We start from the raw sequence: 17,759 nt of genomic DNA, 5'->3' as shown, positions 1-17,759 counted from the left end.
TCGGCATGCCACCGGCGAAGGCCACGGTGGGGTTTAAAAGCTTTTTACCAACACTTCGCGTTGCTGCTCGGCGCCGTGCTTCAGCAAGTATTCAAAAGATCTTTCGCTGTTTTTCAACTGCTGCAGAAATTCTTGCGGCGACAGATCGTGTTTCTTGCCGCTCATATAAGCCAGCGCCAGTTCTTTTGCCTGATAGCGTGAGAAATTGTACATCGTGCCCCCGGTGAGAATAAATGGTGTTTTGTTAAGGCTGATTGTAGGGGAATAGCACGTAATGAACAGTCGCTTTGGCGTATGGAATCGATAGCTGAAACCTGTGTGGTGGTGAGCCGTTTTAATGCGGCGGTTGCAACAGTTCGTGGCAGAGTTGTTTGATCACGTCCTTTTGCTGCAGGTCGTTATGCCGCAGGCGTCGTATGCGGTCCGCATCGTTCAGCGCGATCTTGACGTAATGCTCAACATCATCGAGCAGCGCGTTTTCTTCGCTGTTTTGCACGCCAGGCCGCAGGGCGGCGAGTGTGTCCAGCATATGCGATGTCAGGCTGCAGCGGCGCAGCGTGGCGGGATCCACATAGTCGGCGCCAAAGCCGTGGCGGCAGGCATTGATCTTGTTGTAGTTGGTAAAGGCGACATATTCCGCAACAACCCTTTGTCTGTTATCCAACAGGTATCTGGCCAGTAGCCGGCAGTAACCGGCTAATGTGGCCGCATGGTGAATATGCAACGGCGTATCGCAGACCCTGACTTCCACCGTACCTAACTCCGGCTTTGGACGCACGTCCCAATAAATGTCTTTGATACCTTCAATCACCCCGGCACTGGTCAGTCTTTCATAATAGACAGTGAATTCGTCCCAATTATAGATTTGCTCCAGGCAGCCGTAGTTGGGGAAAGAGTTTTGCGCGCTGAAACGGGAACTGGCAAACAGGGTATCGACGCCCTGGTAGAGCGGCGAAGAGGCACTCAAGGCAATCAGATGCGGCAAATAGGGCGTCATGGCATGGCACAGATACATAGCCTCATCACCGTCGTTGACGCCGATATGGATATGTTGGCCGAACACGCAGGCCAGCTTGGAGAGGTAGCCAAAGCGGCTGGCCAGCAATTTGTAGCGTTCGGAGTCGGTAATGACCTGTTGACGCCAGTCGTTGCTCAGATGGCGGCCTCCACCGCAGACGTCGCAATCAATGCGCTGCGCGCTGGCGCGTATCTTCCCGGTCAACTCGTTCAGTTCGGCCAACAGTTCACCGATATTGGTATGCACCGAGCTGTTTAATTCCACCATCGATTTAGTCAGCTCGTGCTTGACGCGTTTTTTGTCGCCGACGTCCTTCACCACCCGGTCGGCCTTGTGCGACAGATCGCAGCTTTCATTATCCACCAGCTGCAGTTCTATCTCCGTACCAAGGGTAAGCCTTTCCGAACGTTTGAAGGGTAGCGGCATCACACATCTCCAGATCTACGGCGGTGTACTCAGTATAGTGCGTCAGTAGGGCCTTGACGTTCGCGGATGCCCTGTAAAACGATCATTATATTTGATTATCCATATGTGTTGTTGACATCGCCTGGCTGTGAATTATGATGGCGGTTATCATTCGGAGAGAAATCCATGCCATTACTGACACCGCTGAAACTGTTTAAAAATCTGTCGGACGACACCCGATTGAACCTGGTGTTATTGTTGCGCCAGGCAGGGGAACTGTGCGTATGCGAGCTGTCCGGCGCGTTAGACGAGTCGCAGCCCAAAATTTCCCGTCATCTCGCTATGCTGCGTGAAAGTGGCCTGTTGCTCGATCGCCGTGAAGGTAAGTGGATCTTTTACCGGTTGTCACCGCATATGCCGGCCTGGGCTGCGGCGATTATCGAGCAAGCCTGGCTCAGCCAGCAGCAACGGTTTGCCGAACTGGCGCAGCAAGCTGCAACGGGTGGCCAGGCGCTCTGCCGGTAACGTCAAAAAATTTGTTTTTATATATTCGAAAAATCATATGTATTTATGGCGTGGTGCGCCATGGAGCGATGATGGTACTGGCTGGGGCAATTTTTATTCTGACGCTCATTTTGGTGATCTGGCAGCCAAAAGGGTTGGGCATTGGCTGGAGCGCCTCGCTCGGGGCGGTGCTGGCGCTGCTGACCGGCGTGGTACACCCCGCTGATATTCCGCTGGTTTGGCACATTGTCTGGAACGCCACGGCGACCTTTATCGCGGTGATCGTCATCAGCCTGCTGCTGGATGAATCCGGCTTCTTTGAGTGGGCGGCGCTGCACGTTGCGCGCTGGGGCAAGGGTAAAGGGCGGTGGTTGTTCACCTATATTGTGTTGCTGGGGGCCAGCGTGGCGGCGCTGTTCGCCAACGACGGCGCGGCGCTGATCCTTACGCCGATTGTGATTGCGATGCTGCTGGCGCTGGGGTTCAGCTCGGGCGCCACGCTGGCGTTCGTGATGGCGGCGGGATTTATTGCCGACACAGCCAGCCTACCGTTGGTGGTCTCTAATCTGGTGAACATCGTCTCGGCGGATTTTTTCAAGCTGAGCTTTACTCAGTATGCCGCCGTGATGGTGCCGGTGGACATTGCCGCCATTGTCGCAACGTTGGTGATGCTGCACCTGTATTTTCGCAAGGATATTCCGGTGAGCTATGACCTGGCGCTGCTGCGACCGCCGCGCCAGGCGATCCGCGATTTGCCGACCTTTAAAGCCGGTTGGGGCGTGTTGGCCTTGCTGCTGGTGGGTTTCTTTGGCCTGGAGCCGCTTGGCGTACCGGTTAGCCTGGTCGCCGCCGTGGGGGCGTTGATCCTGCTGGCAGTGGCGAAAAGGGGGCATGCGATTGATACCGGTAAAGTGTTGCGTGGTGCGCCCTGGCAGATCGTGGTGTTCTCGTTGGGCATGTACCTGGTGGTCTACGGTTTGCGCAACGCGGGATTAACCGATCTGCTGTCCGGTATGCTGGATAGCCTGGCCGAGCGGGGGCTGTGGGTGGCCACGATGGGGACCGGTTTTCTGGCGGCGTTCCTGTCTTCGATCATGAATAACATGCCGACGGTGCTGGTGGGCGCGCTGTCGATCGACGGCAGCAACGCGGACGGCGTGATCAAGCAGGCGATGATTTACGCCAACGTAATAGGCAGCGATCTGGGGCCGAAAATTACCCCGATCGGCAGCCTGGCTACGCTGCTGTGGCTGCATGTGCTGTCGCAGAAAAATATCGTCATCACCTGGGGATATTACTTCCGGGTGGGGATAGTGATGACTCTTCCGGTGTTGTTTGTCGCGTTGGCCGCTCTGGCCCTGCGCCTGTCGTTTTAGTGTTAACAAGAGAGAACCCCATGAGCCAGATAACCATTTACCATAACCCGGCCTGCGGCACCTCGCGCAATACGCTGGCATTGATCCGTAACAGCGGCGTGGAGCCTGCGGTGATCTTGTATCTGGAGACGCCACCCAGCCGTGCCCAACTGGTTAAACTGATTGCCGACATGGGCATTTCCGCGCGTGAGTTGCTGCGAAAAAACGTCGAACCTTACCAACAATTGGGGCTGGCAGGCACACAGTGGAGCGATGCTCAACTGATCGACTTTATGTTGCAGCAGCCGATTTTGATTAACCGGCCGATCGTGGTGACGCCGTTGGGCACGCGGCTGTGCCGTCCGTCGGAGGCGGTGCTGGATATCCTGCCGGATGCCCAGCAGGGTCCGTTCAGCAAAGAAGACGGCGAGCCGGTGATTGATGCGCTGGGGCAACGAATCACGGGAAAATGACAGCCCCGCCAGCCCGTCATCCTTTCTCGGTCAGGAACTCGATAACGCTTTGGCCGAACGCTTCCGCGCAGGCCACGTTGGAAATATGCGAGGCCGGCAACACGTTTAACCGGGCATGTGGCGCGTTGGCGACCAAAAACTCGGCGTCCGCCACGGTGGTGACCGGATCATGCTCCCCCGCAATGACCAACATCGGCCGCGCCATCTGGCGGGTCTGGTCACGAAGATCGGCCTGCGCCAGCGCGTCGCAGCAGGCGGCGTAACCGGCGGCGTCGCCTGCTGCCAGGCCGTCAACCAGCGCAGCAACCTGCTGCGGCGAGCGCTGCAAAAAGGCTTCGGTGAACCAGCGGGAAGGGGATGCGGCGGCCACCGCCGCCAACCCTTCGCAACGCACTTGCTGCGCACGCAACTGCCAGCCTTCGGCGCTGCCGATGCGCGCGGCGGTATTCGCCACCACCAAACGATCAATGCGTTGCGGGTGGTAGCGGTTGAGCCACAGCCCGGTCAACCCGCCCATCGAAATGCCGCAAAAGTGGGCGCTTGGCGCACCCAGCCGGTCGAGCAGGGCGATAACGTCATTGCCCAGCGTTTCCAGCCGCAGCGGGGTTTCCGGCAAGGGGGTTGCACCGTGGCCGCGTTGGTTGTAGCGCAACACGCGAAAGTGTTCGCACCATGCCGGCAACTGCGCCTGCCACATGTCGAAGGTGGTGCCGAGCGAGTTGGACAATACCAACAGCGGCGCACCGGCGCGGCCATCGAGGCGATAGTCGATGTCCATATTCATACCCGTTCGATGATCAGCGCAATACCTTGGCCAACGCCGATGCACATGGTGCACAACCCGTAGCGTCCCCGCGTTTTCTGCAATTGCCAGGCGGCGTTCATTACCAGCCTGCCACCGGAAGCGCCCAGCGGATGGCCCAGCGCAATCGCGCCGCCGTTCGGGTTCACCTGTGCGGCGTCGTCACTCAGTCCCAGCTCACGAGTCACCGCCAGCGCCTGCGCTGCAAAGGCTTCGTTAAGCTCGATAACGTCCATTTGATCGAGCGTCAGACCGGCGATTTTCAGCACTTTGCGCACCGCCTCTGTTGGCGCAAAGCCCATAATCGAAGGTTCAATGCCGGTCACGGCGCTGGCGACAATGCGCGCCATTGGCTGCAAACCGTGGCGGGCTACCCCGCGTTCTCCGGCCAGCAACAGTGCGCAGGCGCCGTCGTTCAGTCCGGAGGCATTCCCGGCGGTGACGGTACCCTGCGGATTAACTACCGGTTTCAACTTCGCCAGCGCCTCGAGCGTAGTGGCGCGCGGATGTTCATCCTGGCGGAACACTAGCGGGTCGCCTTTTTTCTGCGCCAGACTGACTTCAACCAGTTGCTCGGCAAAGAAACCGCTTTCCTGGGCCACTGCGGTGCGTTGCTGGCTGCGCAGGGCGAAAGCATCCTGATCCTGGCGGCTAATGCCAAACTTCAGGGCCACGTTTTCAGCGGTCTGCGGCATAGAGTCCACGCCGTACTGCGCCTGCATTTGCGGATTGATAAACCGCCAGCCCATGGTGGTGTCTTCTATTTTCATCGCCCGGCTAAAGGCGCTCTCCGCTTTGCCCATCACAAACGGCGCCCGCGACATGCTTTCCACGCCACCGGCAATCATCAACTCGCTTTCACCGGTTTTGATGGCGCGGGCCGCCATCGCCACCGCATCCAGGCTGGAGCCGCACAGACGGTTGAGGGTGCAACCGGGGATCTGCACCGGCAGGCCGGCCAGCAGCAGCGCCATGCGCGCCACGTTGCGGTTATCTTCCCCCGCCTGGTTGGCGCAGCCGAGCAACACGTCGTCTACCGTGCTCCAGTCAAGCTGCGGGTGGCGCGCCTGTAGCGCTCTCAGTGGCAGGGCGGCCAGATCGTCGGCGCGGACAGTGGCGAGACTGCCGTTCAGACGGCCAAAAGGCGTACGAACGGCGTCACACAGATAGGCTGGATTCATGCGTTGGTTCTCCGTGCTGAAGGGCAAAGGTCAACCCGACCGGGGTGACTTCCTGTAATTGTTGCGGGGTCAGCCCGCCGAATATTTCGCGTACCACCAGGCCCTGAGGCGTCACGTCCATCACCGCCAGATCGCTGTAGATGCGATCAATGCAGCCGACGCCAGTCAAAGGATAGGTGCAGTGGCTGACAATCTTGCATTCGCCTTTTTTGGTCAGGTGTTCGGTCATCACAAAGACCTGGCGTGCGCCAATCGCCAAATCCATCGCACCGCCGACTGCCGGAATGGCCCCCGGTGCGCCGGTGCTCCAGTTGGCGAGATCACCCTGTTCGGAGACCTGATAAGCCCCCAGTACGCAGATATCCAGGTGGCCGCCGCGCATCATGGCGAAAGAGTCGCCGTGATGGAAAAAGCAACCGCCTTTCAGCAGGGTGACCGGCTGTTTGCCGGCGTTGATCAGATCAGGATCCTCCTGTCCCTCTGCCGGTGCAGGGCCCATGCCAAGGATGCCGTTTTCGCTGTGCAGGAAAATTTCTTTGTCCGCCGGCAGGTAGTTGGCGATCTGCGTCGGGATGCCGATGCCCAGATTCACATAGGCGCCTTCCGGGATGTCGCGAGCAATGCGCTCGGCCAACTGCTGATGAGTGAGTTTTGACATAAGTCCGTTCCTTAAGCCGACAGTTGCGCTGCGCTTGCCGGGGAGGTTACCAGGCGTTGCACGAAGATCCCCGGCGTGATGATGGTTTCAGGATCCAACTGGCCCAGTGGCACCAGTTGATTGATTTCAGCGATGGTGCAATGGGCGGCCATCGCCATGATCGGCCCGAAGTTGCGCCCGGTTTTGGAATACAGCAGATTGCCCCAGCGGTCGCCTTTTTCAGCCTTGATCAGAGCAAAATCGGCCTTTAGCGGCAGTTCAAATACGTACTGGCGGCCGTCTATCTCACGGGTTTCCTTGCCTTCCGCCAGTTTGGTGCCGTAACCGGTCGGCGTGTAGAAGCCGCCGAGGCCGGAACCGCCGGCCTGAATGCGGGCGGCCAGATTGCCCTGAGGGATCAGCTCCAGTTCCAGTTCGCCGCGGCGGTACAGATCGTCAAATACCCAGGAGTCGGACTGGCGCGGGAAAGAGCATACCACTTTGCGTACACAGCCGGCCTTCAGCAGCGCAGCCAGGCCGAAATCCCCGTTACCGGCGTTATTGCTGATCAGCGTCAGCTCGCGCGGGCGGTGACGGATCAGCGCATCCAGCAGGGCACAGGGCTGGCCGGCCGGGCCAAAACCGCCGACCATAAGGGTGGCGCCATCCGGTATATCGGCGACGGCGGCGTCTGCGGATGCCACGTTTTTATCGATCATCTGCTCTCCTGAGTAGGCTACGGTTAATTCAGCGTCACACGGGTGGTTCTGGCTCTAAATTAAATGATGAAAAATACAGCGACAAGTGCGAATATCAGCGCATTGTGCGATTATCGAAATATTGGTGAGTGAGTTGCTCATTTTGTGATGCAGGTAACTAAATCGATATTTGGCGTTGTTTCGGCACTGTTTTCGGCACTTCGGGCGTATCAGCCCGGGCGTCATCGAAAGAAAGGGGATCTGGATGGGTGATGTTTCGGAATTTGGCGGCGAGGAGCTGCGCCGGCTGCAGGAGATCGGCGATTTAAGCAACGATAAGTACAAGGGCGATCCCAACTTTATGGCGTCGCTGGCCCGGGGGTTAGAGGTGTTGCAGGCCTTCCAGCCGCAGTATTCGCAGATGTCGGTTTCCGAAATCAGCCAGATTACCGGTATTCCGCGCGCCGCGGTGCGCCGTTGCCTCTACACTTTGCGGGCGTTGGGTTTTGTGCATTGCCCCGACGGCCGACATTATCGGCTGCTGCCGCGGGTGCTGACCATCGGTCACGCTTATCTTTCCTCTTCCGAACTGGCGAAGGCGGCGCAGAATTCGCTGGATTACCTCAGCAAGCTGCTCAACGAGTCCTGCTCGGTGGCAACGCTCGACGGCGACAACATTTTGTATATCGCTCGCGCCTCGGTGAAGCGCATCATGACGATTGATCTGGGGCGCGGCAGCCGCTTGCCAGCCTACGCCACGTCAATGGGGCTGGTTTTGCTCAGTGCGCTGAATGAGGAACAACTGGAGGATTATCTGTCGCGGGTGACCTTCGAACCGCTGACCGAGCACACCGTGACCAGCGCGGAACAGTTGCGTGAACAGTTGGCTAAAGTGCGCAGGCAGGGATATGCCATCAACGATCAGCAACTGGAAATTGGCCTGCGTTCGATCGCGGTGCCGATGCATTCGCGCAAGGGCGGCGGCGTGGTGGCGGCAATGAACGTTGGGGTCAATGCTTCGCAAATTTCCTCGGTGGAGCTGCGTGAGCGGGTGCTGCCACAGCTGCAACGCGCGGCGATGGAACTGGCGCTGCTGCTGTAGCTGTAGCCGCTAACCCGGTGGTCCGCCTCAGTCGGGGCAGTTTGGCTGAGACGGGCCACCGGAATTTCACCCGATGATCACGCAAATACCTGTGCTCATTGCGGCTTCATCGCACCCTCATTGCCGACAGTTGGCACCACAAAACTGAAGCAACTGCCGTAGGGTTCCACCGCCTGTGCTTTCAGTGCGCCACGATGGCGTTCAATAATGGCGAGGCTGATGGTCAACCCCATTCCCATTCCCTGCGCTTTTGTGGTGTAGAAAGAATCGAAAACCCGTTCCATTACCTCAGGATCCAGCCCGATGCCGTTGTCCATTATGCGTAGCTCAACCTTGCCGTCATCTGGGTTCAACGTGGTTATCCTAAGCGTTCGCGTACGATCGCTCACCTCAGACAGAGCCTCGATCGCGTTCATCACCAGGTTAATCAATACCTGTTGAATTTGAACGCTATCGCCAAAGATAAAGCTGTCGGCGGCCTTCGGTTCATACTCCACCGCCACGCGGCGCTGCTCAATTTCGCTGCGTGACAGGGTCATGATATGGCGGACAAGATAGTGCAGATCAATACGGGAAAAGACCGGCTCCTGCTTGCGCGTCAGGGTTTGCAGGCTGCGAATGATTTCACCTGCGCGCTGGCCTTCTGCAATGATCTCCTCCAGCCCCGTACGAATATTGTCATGCCGGACAGGGTCGTGGTTCAGCCAGCGCAGGCTTGCCCCGGCGTTCGAGACAATCGACATCAAGGGTTGATTGATTTCGTGCGCAATGGACGAGGTCAACTGGCCGACGGTGGTCGCGCGGGAAACGCGGGCCAGTTCGGCCTGGGCGACCCTGACGGCGTCTTCCGTCTGCCGCTGGGCGGTGATGTCGGTGATGGTGCCGTAGTATTCATAGACCTCGGTGCCCACGCCGACCGGGTTACCTATGCCCAATATGTAGCGGCAAACGCCATCCGCGCTCATGATGCGAAACTCGGCCCGTAGAGGCAGCCCGTCTCTCACCCCGTCGGTGACGACGGTGCTGACGCGCGCATAGTCGTCCGGATGAACGAAGGTAAGAAATTCCGCCATAGAAATCATTTTTTGCTTTTCGGGCAGGCCGAGAATACGGGCATATTCTTCGGACATGAACATCAGGTCCTGCTCCAGCTCCCAACGCCAACTGCCGGTATGGCTGATCTGCTCGCCCAGCATCAGCGAGGTCTGGCTTGCTCTGAGCTCTTTCTCCACCCGCCTGCGCTGAATGTTCTCCTCAAGCAATTCGGCATACAGCCTTGCGGTTTCGAGCGAGACGGCGGCATGCGCGCCGAGCAGGTTAACCACTTTCGAATGCTCGGCGGTGAAGATTTCAGGCATTAAACGGTTTTCGAGGTACAACACGCCGACCAGCCGCGCCTGCTTGAACATCGGCACGCACAAGACGGCGGCACCGGAAGTCACGAGGTAAGGATCCTGCGAGAAGGGGCTGAACTCTTCCGGTTTTCCGGTGCGTATCTCTTGCCCTGTGCGGATCACGGCCGACAGTATCGACAGCGGCATGTCGGTGGCCATCGGCACATCTTTTATGATCCGCACCCTGATGCCGTCGCTGCCGGTATAGGCGCTCGCCTCGATTTCAGGAATGTTGTTATCCAATACGCGGATCAACAGGCCGCGCTGGGCACCGGCACGCTCCAGCAGCATGGTCATCAGTATCTGAATCAGCCGCTCCAGATTGATCTCTTCAGACAGCGCACGCGATGCTTTGATGACACTTTGCAGATCGCGTATTTCTTCATTCTGGGCAAAGGCGATGGTGTCATAAGGCGTGGCCTGGCCGGGGGACACCAGATGGGGATAAATCTGTTTCAGCTGATTCACCTTGGCCTGAGCACCTGCACGCCCCCATGCCGCCATTGAGCCCCGAAAGTGAGCATCAGCGGCAGTATGGTAGCCGCAACTGAGCGCGAAGCGGCCCGCGAGTTCATGAGCCAGCGCATTGCAGGGGGTGAAACCCGAGTCCCGCGAGAGCCTTATCGCTTTTTCATATTGCTCGAGCGCAATGCTGTTCATGCCGTCAAGGCGGACAATCTCCGCATACACCAACGCCTCTTTGTCGGCGAATGTGCCTGGATTAATGCGCGCCCAAAGCGCGATTTTGTCATGGTGCTTTTGCAGCCTGCGCCGGTGCTCGACGGAAAAGGTATCCGGCGTCAGTTGAGCGGTTAACGTCAGCGCGCTGTACAGATGCAAATCCAGCAGGTGGATATGCCCCGGTGCAGACCAGGCAAAGAATTCGGCCTGCGCCAGCGACTCTTCCGCCTGCGGGTATTCGCCGGCGACAAAATGCGCCATGCCCCGATACAGCCAGAACCAGAACATCATGGTGGACATTTGCTGCGGCGCCTGTTCCGGCGCGGTCGGCAGCAGCGAGTCGGGCAGCGCATCTATGCCACCCCAATATCCGGGAGATACGGTGCGCAAGTGCTCAACATAATGCCGCTGGATCAACATAATGCGCTCAACGTCCGGAAAATGGGATTTCCGCACAAAGGCCAGCCCCCGTTCGATGCTGGTCAGCACGTTATCGAGATGATCGCCGCGGCTTAAAAAGTTAATGATTTGATGACAGGCGGCAAAAGAGGCGACGGTCAGATCGCCGTGCGTCACCGCTGCCGTGAAGCAGGCTTTGGCGCATTCGGTGGTGTAGGATAGCGGCTGGGTCCAGACGCTCAACTGATCGAGCGGCAGCAGCGTTCTCGCTTCGTAAACGCTGTAACCGTGGCGCGTCACGAGTTCACGCGCCAGCACCGCATATTTGAAACCCAACCGATATTCGTCATAGCGGTGACCAATCAGCACGCCAAACCAGCCCATTGCCGACGTTGAGGCGCCGGTAATGCCATGTTCCAGCGTCAGATGCAGCATCTGGCAAAGCAACATGAAGTGCAGGCGTGGGCTGATGAAGCTGGCGGACAGGCCGGCACGGGCCAGCAAACTCATCGCGGCTTCCGTTTCAGGATTAGCCATGAGCGGCAATTGATTGAAAATAGCGGCCGGGCTCTCACCGATACGGGCGTGGAGCATTTTCCAGGCCGCCTCGCATTCTGCATCGTCGGGGTGTCGGTTAAGCGTAATGCCGGATACCGTCAGCCAGCATAATGCGGTCTCCAGCGCCAGCGGGTTATCCGACTGGCGCATATGCACTTCCGCCAGCAAATTGGCGGCGGAGATTTTTTCCGCCAACCCGCCAGGCGAACCCAGCAACCGGTCGCTCAAATGCCGCGCCGCGACCAGGTTACCCAGTAAAAACGCGCATTCGGCCTCTTCCAGCTCCAGCGCGAAATCGGACGCGTTATCAGACGCGGGGCCGCCGAGTGCTCGGGCGGTCTGTAGGTATCGCTGTGCAGAGAGGTAGTCACCGGAACGCTTCGCGCGCTGGGCCGCCAGCATGCTCAATTCACGGAACATTTTGCGCTGTGGCGGCGGCTGTACGCAGTCAATGGCTGCGGACACATGGTGAATGGCGCGGAACAGCATCTCATTGCCCGCCGCCTGGCGTGAAGCTTCGGCCAGCAGACTTGCCGTCGTGAGGTGCAAGTGCCCCCGTTCGCCGGCATCCAGCAGGGCGAAGGCCGCTTCCTGCACGCGATCGTGGGGGAAGGTGTAGGTGTCGGCGGACAGGGTAATCAACTGGGCGATAACCGCAGGGTGCAGTTGATAGCGGATATCCGTATCTGAGAGGTTCAGGACGCGGCTGATGGTGCCAAGCTCACCGCTGCTACCCAGGCAGGCCAGGCTGCCCAATAGCTTGCGGGTTTCTTCGGGCATTTTCTCCAGTTGCTGCAATACCAGCCCGACGACGTTTTCGGTGTAATGGCGTGCCTGAATGGTCGGCACGTCGTAATACCACTTGCCTTGATACTTGTTGTGCGTCACCAGGCCGTCATCGACGATGCGTTTGAAAAACTCATGCACGAACAGCGGGTTGCCGCCGGTTTTTTCATGTATCAGACGAGCGAGGTCGAGGGTGTCGGTTGAGCGCCGCTGGAAGACGTCGGCCAGCCAACGAGCGACGGCTTTAACCGAGAGCGGCGCCGGTATGATGTCGATTTTACGTTGAGCCGCATCACGAAGCCGGCCCAGCGCCTCAGACACCGAAAGGTTGTCCGCTGAAGAGGGATCGCGCAGGGCAACCACCAACAGTAACGGCAGCGCATCGCTGTTTTTAAGCAGATATTCCAGCACCTGCAAGCTGGCGACATCGATCCAGTGAAGATCGTCAATCAACAACACCAGCGGACAGCCGGGGGTGGCAAAGGTATTGACCAGGCTGACTATCATAAGATTAAAGCGGGCCCGGGCATCGGTCGACAGTGCGTCGGGGGCCTGCCGGGATTTCCGCTCCAGCAGCAGACCCAGTTCCGGCACCAGGTTAATGGCCAGCCCCTCGTAACCGTCCAGCGTGCGCGCCAGGCGGGTTTTCCAGAGAGCGACATCTTCTGCCGGCAATCCCAGCAGTTTCAGAGTCAGCGTCCGGAAGGCGGAGGTCAGCACGCCATAAGGCAGCGACGACGAAAACTGGTCGACTTTACCCACGGCCAGCAGCGTGCGCCGGTTTTTCAGCTCTTTTAACGCTGAGGCGATCAGCGAAGATTTACCGATGCCAGAAGGCCCGCTGATGACCGCAAGCGCGTGGGTTCCGCTCTGATTAACCTTGTCGAACGTGGCGATAAGCTCGCGGCCCTGTGGATGTGGGGTGTACAACGTATCGGCGAGATGAAACTCAGGTGCGCGATCCTGCAATCCGGGAGGAAAGGGCATGATGTCATTGTCACTGGTCAAAGTGGCCTGACAGCGACGCAGGTCTGCGACCAGCCCGTCGACCGTCTGGTAACGGTTATCGGGCGACTTGGCCAACAGCCGCAGGACCAGGGTTGAAAGCATGGCCGGTACCTGTTCGCGCAGCAGATGAGGCGGACGTGGCTCTGAAGCGATATGGTGATGCGTCCACTCCTCCAGGCCACCTTCGCTGAGGTCGAAGGGCAAAGATCCGGTCAGCAGTTCATAAAAGACGATGCCAAGGCTATAGAGATCGCTGCGGCTGTCCACCGATCTTTGCGTGCGCGAAGTGTGTTCGGGCGACATATAGGCGAGCGTGCCGCCAAAAAACGGCAGGCGGGTTTGTTTTAACTCTTCCGCAGTGCCCGTCGTCAGACCAAACCCGGCAAGGCGGCATGAGGTATCGCCCTGGATGAAGATGTTACCCGGCTTGATATCGCCGTGGATCAGGTTGTGCCTGTGCATCTGACGCAGTGGGGCACATATCCGGATGGCAAGCTCCAGGAAGCTGGCAATGCAGGCCATTGGCTGCCCCGTTATGCGGGCCAGGGAGTCAAAGGCAAAAGACGGATAGACCAGCGCGTATCGGCCGCGATACTGCGTGCAGGCAGCGGGTTTCACCGCCCAGGCGTCGGACAGGTAGGGACGCAGCAGAAATTCATTTTTCAGCAGTTGCGTCGCGTCCGCTTCCGCCTCATCGCTGACCGCCGTGGCGAGGATGAAAGCCCCGTTCGAAAAAGGGTGCCGCCCGTTCATCCAGACGATGCAGCCCTCCTGAACCAGGGGGGTAAAAATGACATCATCCTTAAATGCAAAAAACTGCCCATCCTGAAAATCAGGAAGGGCAGCCCGGTCTGGCGGTATCAGCGGATCATTCATTCGGCTCTCTCGCAGGAAGCGGTCTTGTCATCAGGCGTTTTTATCGCCTCTCAATGCGTGTTGGATCAGGCCCAGGAGCGCGTCGATATCGATAGGCTTACGCAAAAAAGCAACGGCACCGAGTTTAAGGGCTAGCCGTTGCATATTCTCATCACCGTGGCCGGATATAAATATCACCGGTGGCGGCGTTGCGTAAGTCTTTATTTTTTCATAAAACTCGAAGCCACCCATTCCTTTTAGCTTGATGTCGATAATGACCAACGAAGCGTCTGACAGCGCGGTTTTTTCGTTTAAAAACGCCTCTGCGGATTCAAAGGCGCATGTCGTGTAACCGTCAGACTGCAGCAGGTTGATTAACCCGCTGCGGACAGAACGTTCATCATCGACAATGGCAATGCGCTGCGGCAGCATCATGCTGATATTCCTCTGACAAGTCATTACTTAAGCGGAGGGTCCTCTGTTGTCGTCTGAGACTTGGCCGGTGGAGTTCCGCATATTTTGGGGACGCATTCATGGCGAAACCACGCCAGCGTCAGCGGCTGTCGGTTTATCAGCCGCCGGGTGACCGGGATGATCTGTTCGCCGATCAGCATCCCCAACAGGCCCAGCAGGGCAATAACCGGCGGGGCCGGTGAATGAATATTCAACGCAGCATAGATAATACCGGCCAGAAGGCCAATGGCCAGCGAAACGAGCCATGCTTTCATTTCAGTTTCCTTTCGCAGGGCAGGTTACAGTGGAAGAGGCCGCCGCGCCGGGCTGCGCCTGACAACGCTGCGCGTTGGCGGTCTGTTCAGGTTGCAGCACCTGTCCCATCAAGCTTTCGCCGGCCAGCATTCCCAGTAGCCCCACCAACGCCAGTGCCGGGGGCGCCGGCGAGCGGACCTTAAGCAGCCCATAGAGCAAGCCAATAAGGACGCCGACGGAAAGGGAAATTAATCCTGCGCTCATCATTATCTCCAGTGATGAAGCCGACCGGGCTTTACGCCGGCCGGCTTCCCGCGGTTAGCGGGCGGCGACCGGCGCCAGAGTGCGGTGCTCGCTCTTCTGACGTGAAGGCGCTTTGTGCACCATGGTATAGGCATAATCCACGCCCATGCCGTAAGCGCCCGAATGCTCTCTCACGATATCCATCACCGCGTTGTAGGTCTCTTTGTGCGCCCAGTCACGTTGCCATTCCAGCATCACCTGCTGCCAGGTTACCGGGATCACGCCAGCCTGAATCATGCGCTGCATGGCATAATCGTGCGCTTCTTTAGAGGTGCCGCCTGACGCATCAGCCACCATATAGATTTCATAATCGCCTTCCAGCATGGCGCACAGGGCAAAGCTGTTGTTGCAGACTTCGGTCCACAGGCCGGCAACCACCACTTTTTTCTTGCCGTTGGCGGCCAGCGCGTCACGCACTTTCTGATCGTCCCACGAGTTCATCGAGGTCCGCTCGAGGATGTCTTTGCCAGGGAACACGTCCAGCAGTTCCGGATAGGTATTCCCTGAGAAGCTCTCGGTTTCAACGGTTGTAATGAGGGTTGGAATGTTGAATACCTTCGCGGCTTTCGCCAGGGCAACGGTGTTATTTTTCAGCACCTGGCGGTCAATCGACTGCACGCCAAAAGCCATCTGAGGTTGGTGGTCGATAAAAATCATCTGGCAGTTGGCTGGCGTCAGGACTTCAAGCTTAGAGGTTGTCATAAAAATACCTTTGGGATGAGGTTAAAAGTAACAAGGTCATCGCGCCGTTGGCGCAGCGACAGAGCCGAGAGCTACCGGGTGGTAAACGCTATCAACAGGCTGAATGTTAGGCTGGCGGCGGGGGCGAAACTATTATCTGTTGGTATAACTAACCTTTCGTATACCTATACTTTGGTATATCTATCCCTTTGTATAACTGGTCTTTTCCCATTCCTATTCCATAATCCTTTCAATTCGCGCCGCTCTGAAAGGCCGCGCACGTTGTGTCCGGCGGCTTTCTGCCTGAACCGGACGTCTCAGACAGGAGGATCTATGGTTTCGCTGGGCAAAGCTGATTTGATACTGGTTAACGGGCAGTTTCATACTGTCGATCGCGAAAATCCGCTGGCGGAAGCCGTGGCGATCCGCGAGGGAAAGTTCCTTGAGGTCGGTACCGTCGCTGAAGTGATGCAGCATCACTGCGAAGGCACGAAAGTGGTGGATCTTAAGGGGCACACTGCGGTTCCGGGGCTTAATGACTCACACCTTCACTTGATCCGCGGTGGCCTGAACTACAACCTTGAATTGCGCTGGGAAGGCGTGCCGTCGCTGGCGGATGCCTTGCGGATGTTGAAAGATCAGGCGCTGCGCACGCCATCGCCACAGTGGGTGCGCGTGGTGGGCGGCTGGACGGAGTTCCAGTTTGCCGAACGCCGCATGCCAACGCTGGATGAGATCAACGAAGCTGCGCCGGACACGCCGGTGTTTATTCTTCATCTTTACGATCGCGCACTGCTCAATCGTGCTGCACTGAGAGTGGTGGGCTATACCAAAGACACGCCCAACCCCCCAGGCGGCGAAATTCAGCGCGACAGCAACGGCAACCCGACCGGCATGCTGATTGCGCGCCCTAACGCGATGATCCTCTACGCCACACTGGCCAAAGGGCCGAAGTTGCCGCTGGAACAGCAGGTGAACTCGACCCGTCAGTTCATGCGTGAACTGAACCGTCTGGGCCTGACCAGCGCCATCGATGCCGGCGGCGGTTTCCAGAACTACCCGGAAGACTACCAAGTGATCGCCGAACTGCACGAGAAGCAGCAGATGACGCTGCGCATCGCTTACAACCTGTTTACCCAACGGCCGGGGCATGAACTGGAAGACTTCGAAAAATGGACCGACATGCTGACGCCGGGCCAGGGCAGTGACTTCTTCCGCCATAATGGCGCAGGTGAAATGCTGGTGTTTTCCGCCGCGGACTTCGAAGACTTCCTGGAGCCTCGCCCGGATTTGGCGCCAGGCATGGAAGACGAGCTGGAGCGTGTCGTACGCCACCTGGTCGAGCATCGCTGGCCGTTCCGCCTGCATGCGACCTATAACGAATCCATCAGCCGCATGCTGGACGTGTTTGAAAAAGTCAACCGCGAGATCCCGTTCAATGGTCTGCACTGGTTCTTTGACCATGCAGAAACCGTGACCCAGAAAAACATCGATCGCATCAAGGAGCTTGGTGGCGGCATTGCCGTGCAGCACCGCATGGCCTTCCAGGGCGAATACTTCGCCGAGCGCTACGGCATTGAAGCGACCCGCCACACGCCACCGGTGGCCCGCATGTTGGAAACCGGCGTGCCGGTGGGGCTGGGGACGGATGCAACCCGCGTGGCCAGCTACAACCCGTGGACGGCGCTTTACTGGCTGGTTTCCGGCCGCACCGTGGGCGGCATGCAGATGTATGACGCCAATGCGCGTCTGGATCGCGATACCGCGCTGATGCTGTGGACGCAGGGCAGTGCCTGGTTCTCCAGCGAGCAGGGCAAAAAAGGGCAGATCAAAGCGGGCCAACTGGCGGACATGGCGGTGCTCAGCAAGGATTACTTCTGCGTGCCTGAAGAAGAGATCAAGGGCATCGAATCCGTGCTGACGGTGGTCGGTGGCGACATCGTTTATGCCGCCGGCACGTTCGGGCCGTTGGCGCCGCCGTCCATTCCGGTGTTGCCGGATTGGTCGCCGGTGGTGAAGGTGCCGGGTCACTACCGCAGCGCACCGCCGGTAGCGAATGCACGCGTCGGTATGATGTCACAGGCGCATCATTGCAGCGGCCCTTGTGGGGTGCACACCCACAATCATGATATTGCCCGCGGTGCCAGCGTACCCGTTGCAGATGACAATGCATTCTGGGGCACGCTCGGCTGCAGCTGCTTTGCGTTTTAA

General features: G+C 58.3%; 16 protein-coding genes. 5 read left to right on the top strand and 11 right to left on the bottom strand.

Annotated elements, in window-relative coordinates:
- Nucleotides 1-33 precede the first annotated feature (33 nt).
- Both SERAS12_RS15525 and SERAS12_RS15520 read right to left on the bottom strand, forming a co-directional pair.
- Nucleotides 34-213 (bottom strand): hypothetical protein, encoded by a 180-nt coding sequence (locus SERAS12_RS15525; protein WP_013813544.1) that lies wholly within the window; start codon nucleotides 211-213, stop codon nucleotides 34-36.
- A gap of 121 nt (nucleotides 214-334) precedes the next feature.
- The gene (locus SERAS12_RS15520; RefSeq protein WP_013813543.1) at nucleotides 335-1,444 is read right to left on the bottom strand and encodes a YbdK family carboxylate-amine ligase; all 1,110 of its coding nucleotides are present in this window, start codon (nucleotides 1,442-1,444) and stop codon (nucleotides 335-337) included.
- Nucleotides 1,445-1,609: 165 nt separating this feature from the next.
- Between SERAS12_RS15520 and SERAS12_RS15515 the strand changes: the two genes are divergently transcribed.
- The 3 genes from SERAS12_RS15515 to arsC all read left to right on the top strand — a co-directional run bounded on the left by SERAS12_RS15515 (nucleotide 1,610) and on the right by arsC (nucleotide 3,755).
- The gene (locus SERAS12_RS15515) at nucleotides 1,610-1,948 is read left to right on the top strand and encodes a metalloregulator ArsR/SmtB family transcription factor (RefSeq protein WP_013813542.1); all 339 of its coding nucleotides are present in this window, start codon (nucleotides 1,610-1,612) and stop codon (nucleotides 1,946-1,948) included.
- A gap of 71 nt (nucleotides 1,949-2,019) precedes the next feature.
- Nucleotides 2,020-3,303: an arsenic transporter gene (locus tag SERAS12_RS15510; protein WP_013813541.1), complete on the top strand. Its 1,284-nt coding sequence runs from the start codon at nucleotides 2,020-2,022 to the stop codon at nucleotides 3,301-3,303.
- 20 nt (nucleotides 3,304-3,323) lie between these two features.
- A complete protein-coding gene (gene arsC / locus SERAS12_RS15505) occupies nucleotides 3,324-3,755 on the top strand; it encodes a glutaredoxin-dependent arsenate reductase (RefSeq protein ID WP_013813540.1) in 432 nt (143 codons plus the stop codon).
- A gap of 16 nt (nucleotides 3,756-3,771) precedes the next feature.
- On the opposite strand, the gene pcaD is transcribed toward arsC, so the two are convergent.
- The 4 genes from pcaD to SERAS12_RS15485 are packed head-to-tail and all read right to left on the bottom strand — an operon-like array spanning nucleotide 3,772 to nucleotide 7,094.
- On the bottom strand, nucleotides 3,772-4,539 hold the full coding sequence (gene pcaD, locus SERAS12_RS15500; RefSeq protein ID WP_013813539.1) for a 3-oxoadipate enol-lactonase: 768 nt from the start codon (nucleotides 4,537-4,539) through the stop codon (nucleotides 3,772-3,774).
- Nucleotides 4,536-5,738: a 3-oxoadipyl-CoA thiolase gene (gene pcaF / locus SERAS12_RS15495; protein ID WP_013813538.1), complete on the bottom strand. Its 1,203-nt coding sequence runs from the start codon at nucleotides 5,736-5,738 to the stop codon at nucleotides 4,536-4,538. The genes pcaD and pcaF overlap by 4 nt, the downstream gene beginning before the upstream one ends.
- Nucleotides 5,716-6,396, bottom strand: a complete 681-nt coding sequence (locus SERAS12_RS15490) for a 3-oxoacid CoA-transferase subunit B (RefSeq protein WP_013813537.1) — start codon at nucleotides 6,394-6,396, stop codon at nucleotides 5,716-5,718. Before SERAS12_RS15490 ends, pcaF begins: the two co-directional genes overlap by 23 nt.
- A gap of 11 nt (nucleotides 6,397-6,407) precedes the next feature.
- Entirely contained in the window at nucleotides 6,408-7,094 is a 687-nt protein-coding gene (locus tag SERAS12_RS15485; protein ID WP_013813536.1) for a 3-oxoacid CoA-transferase subunit A, read from the bottom strand.
- A 244-nt stretch (nucleotides 7,095-7,338) separates the two neighbouring features.
- Between SERAS12_RS15485 and SERAS12_RS15480 the strand changes: the two genes are divergently transcribed.
- Nucleotides 7,339-8,175 carry an IclR family transcriptional regulator C-terminal domain-containing protein gene (locus tag SERAS12_RS15480; protein WP_013813535.1) on the top strand — a complete coding sequence of 279 codons (837 nt, stop codon included), beginning with the start codon at nucleotides 7,339-7,341 and terminating at the stop codon, nucleotides 8,173-8,175.
- 95 nt (nucleotides 8,176-8,270) lie between these two features.
- Here the strand turns inward: SERAS12_RS15480 and SERAS12_RS15475 are convergent, their stop codons facing one another.
- Genes SERAS12_RS15475 through SERAS12_RS15455 form a run of 5 tightly spaced genes read right to left on the bottom strand, consistent with a single transcriptional unit; the run spans nucleotide 8,271 to nucleotide 15,569 of the window.
- Nucleotides 8,271-13,877: an ATP-binding sensor histidine kinase gene (locus tag SERAS12_RS15475; protein WP_013813534.1), complete on the bottom strand. Its 5,607-nt coding sequence runs from the start codon at nucleotides 13,875-13,877 to the stop codon at nucleotides 8,271-8,273.
- 30 nt (nucleotides 13,878-13,907) lie between these two features.
- A complete protein-coding gene (locus SERAS12_RS15470) occupies nucleotides 13,908-14,291 on the bottom strand; it encodes a response regulator transcription factor (RefSeq protein ID WP_013813533.1) in 384 nt (127 codons plus the stop codon).
- A gap of 23 nt (nucleotides 14,292-14,314) precedes the next feature.
- On the bottom strand, nucleotides 14,315-14,584 hold the full coding sequence (locus SERAS12_RS15465) for a DUF1427 family protein (protein ID WP_013813532.1): 270 nt from the start codon (nucleotides 14,582-14,584) through the stop codon (nucleotides 14,315-14,317).
- Nucleotide 14,585: 1 nt separating this feature from the next.
- A complete protein-coding gene (locus SERAS12_RS15460) occupies nucleotides 14,586-14,828 on the bottom strand; it encodes a DUF1427 family protein (RefSeq protein WP_013813531.1) in 243 nt (80 codons plus the stop codon).
- Between the two features lie 54 nt (nucleotides 14,829-14,882).
- The gene (locus SERAS12_RS15455) at nucleotides 14,883-15,569 is read right to left on the bottom strand and encodes a hydrolase (protein WP_013813530.1); all 687 of its coding nucleotides are present in this window, start codon (nucleotides 15,567-15,569) and stop codon (nucleotides 14,883-14,885) included.
- 312 nt (nucleotides 15,570-15,881) lie between these two features.
- Here SERAS12_RS15455 and SERAS12_RS15450 point away from each other — a divergent pair, with 312 nt between their 5' ends.
- Nucleotides 15,882-17,759 (top strand): amidohydrolase, encoded by a 1,878-nt coding sequence (locus SERAS12_RS15450; protein WP_013813529.1) that lies wholly within the window; start codon nucleotides 15,882-15,884, stop codon nucleotides 17,757-17,759.

The sequence above is a fragment of the Serratia sp. AS12 genome (assembly GCF_000214195.1).
Classification (GTDB): Bacteria; Pseudomonadota; Gammaproteobacteria; order Enterobacterales; family Enterobacteriaceae; genus Serratia; species Serratia plymuthica.
Note: the sequence above shows the minus strand (reverse complement) of the source record. Positions and strands in the feature narration are given on the sequence as shown.

Excerpts from the sequence above, each read along its gene's own strand:
- SERAS12_RS15525 (WP_013813544.1), bottom strand. The coding sequence starts at position 213 with ATGTACAATTTCTCACGCTATCAGGCAAAAGAACTGGCGCTGGCTTAT.
- SERAS12_RS15520 (WP_013813543.1), bottom strand. The coding sequence starts at position 1,444 with ATGCCGCTACCCTTCAAACGTTCGGAAAGGCTTACCCTTGGTACGGAG.
- SERAS12_RS15515 (WP_013813542.1), top strand. The coding sequence starts at position 1,610 with ATGCCATTACTGACACCGCTGAAACTGTTTAAAAATCTGTCGGACGAC.
- SERAS12_RS15510 (WP_013813541.1), top strand. The coding sequence starts at position 2,020 with ATGGTACTGGCTGGGGCAATTTTTATTCTGACGCTCATTTTGGTGATC.
- arsC (WP_013813540.1), top strand. The coding sequence starts at position 3,324 with ATGAGCCAGATAACCATTTACCATAACCCGGCCTGCGGCACCTCGCGC.
- pcaD (WP_013813539.1), bottom strand. The coding sequence starts at position 4,539 with ATGAATATGGACATCGACTATCGCCTCGATGGCCGCGCCGGTGCGCCG.
- pcaF (WP_013813538.1), bottom strand. The coding sequence starts at position 5,738 with ATGAATCCAGCCTATCTGTGTGACGCCGTTCGTACGCCTTTTGGCCGT.
- SERAS12_RS15490 (WP_013813537.1), bottom strand. The coding sequence starts at position 6,396 with ATGTCAAAACTCACTCATCAGCAGTTGGCCGAGCGCATTGCTCGCGAC.
- SERAS12_RS15485 (WP_013813536.1), bottom strand. The coding sequence starts at position 7,094 with ATGATCGATAAAAACGTGGCATCCGCAGACGCCGCCGTCGCCGATATA.
- SERAS12_RS15480 (WP_013813535.1), top strand. The coding sequence starts at position 7,339 with ATGGGTGATGTTTCGGAATTTGGCGGCGAGGAGCTGCGCCGGCTGCAG.
- SERAS12_RS15475 (WP_013813534.1), bottom strand. The coding sequence starts at position 13,877 with ATGAATGATCCGCTGATACCGCCAGACCGGGCTGCCCTTCCTGATTTT.
- SERAS12_RS15470 (WP_013813533.1), bottom strand. The coding sequence starts at position 14,291 with ATGATGCTGCCGCAGCGCATTGCCATTGTCGATGATGAACGTTCTGTC.
- SERAS12_RS15465 (WP_013813532.1), bottom strand. The coding sequence starts at position 14,584 with ATGAAAGCATGGCTCGTTTCGCTGGCCATTGGCCTTCTGGCCGGTATT.
- SERAS12_RS15460 (WP_013813531.1), bottom strand. The coding sequence starts at position 14,828 with ATGAGCGCAGGATTAATTTCCCTTTCCGTCGGCGTCCTTATTGGCTTG.
- SERAS12_RS15455 (WP_013813530.1), bottom strand. The coding sequence starts at position 15,569 with ATGACAACCTCTAAGCTTGAAGTCCTGACGCCAGCCAACTGCCAGATG.
- SERAS12_RS15450 (WP_013813529.1), top strand. The coding sequence starts at position 15,882 with ATGGTTTCGCTGGGCAAAGCTGATTTGATACTGGTTAACGGGCAGTTT.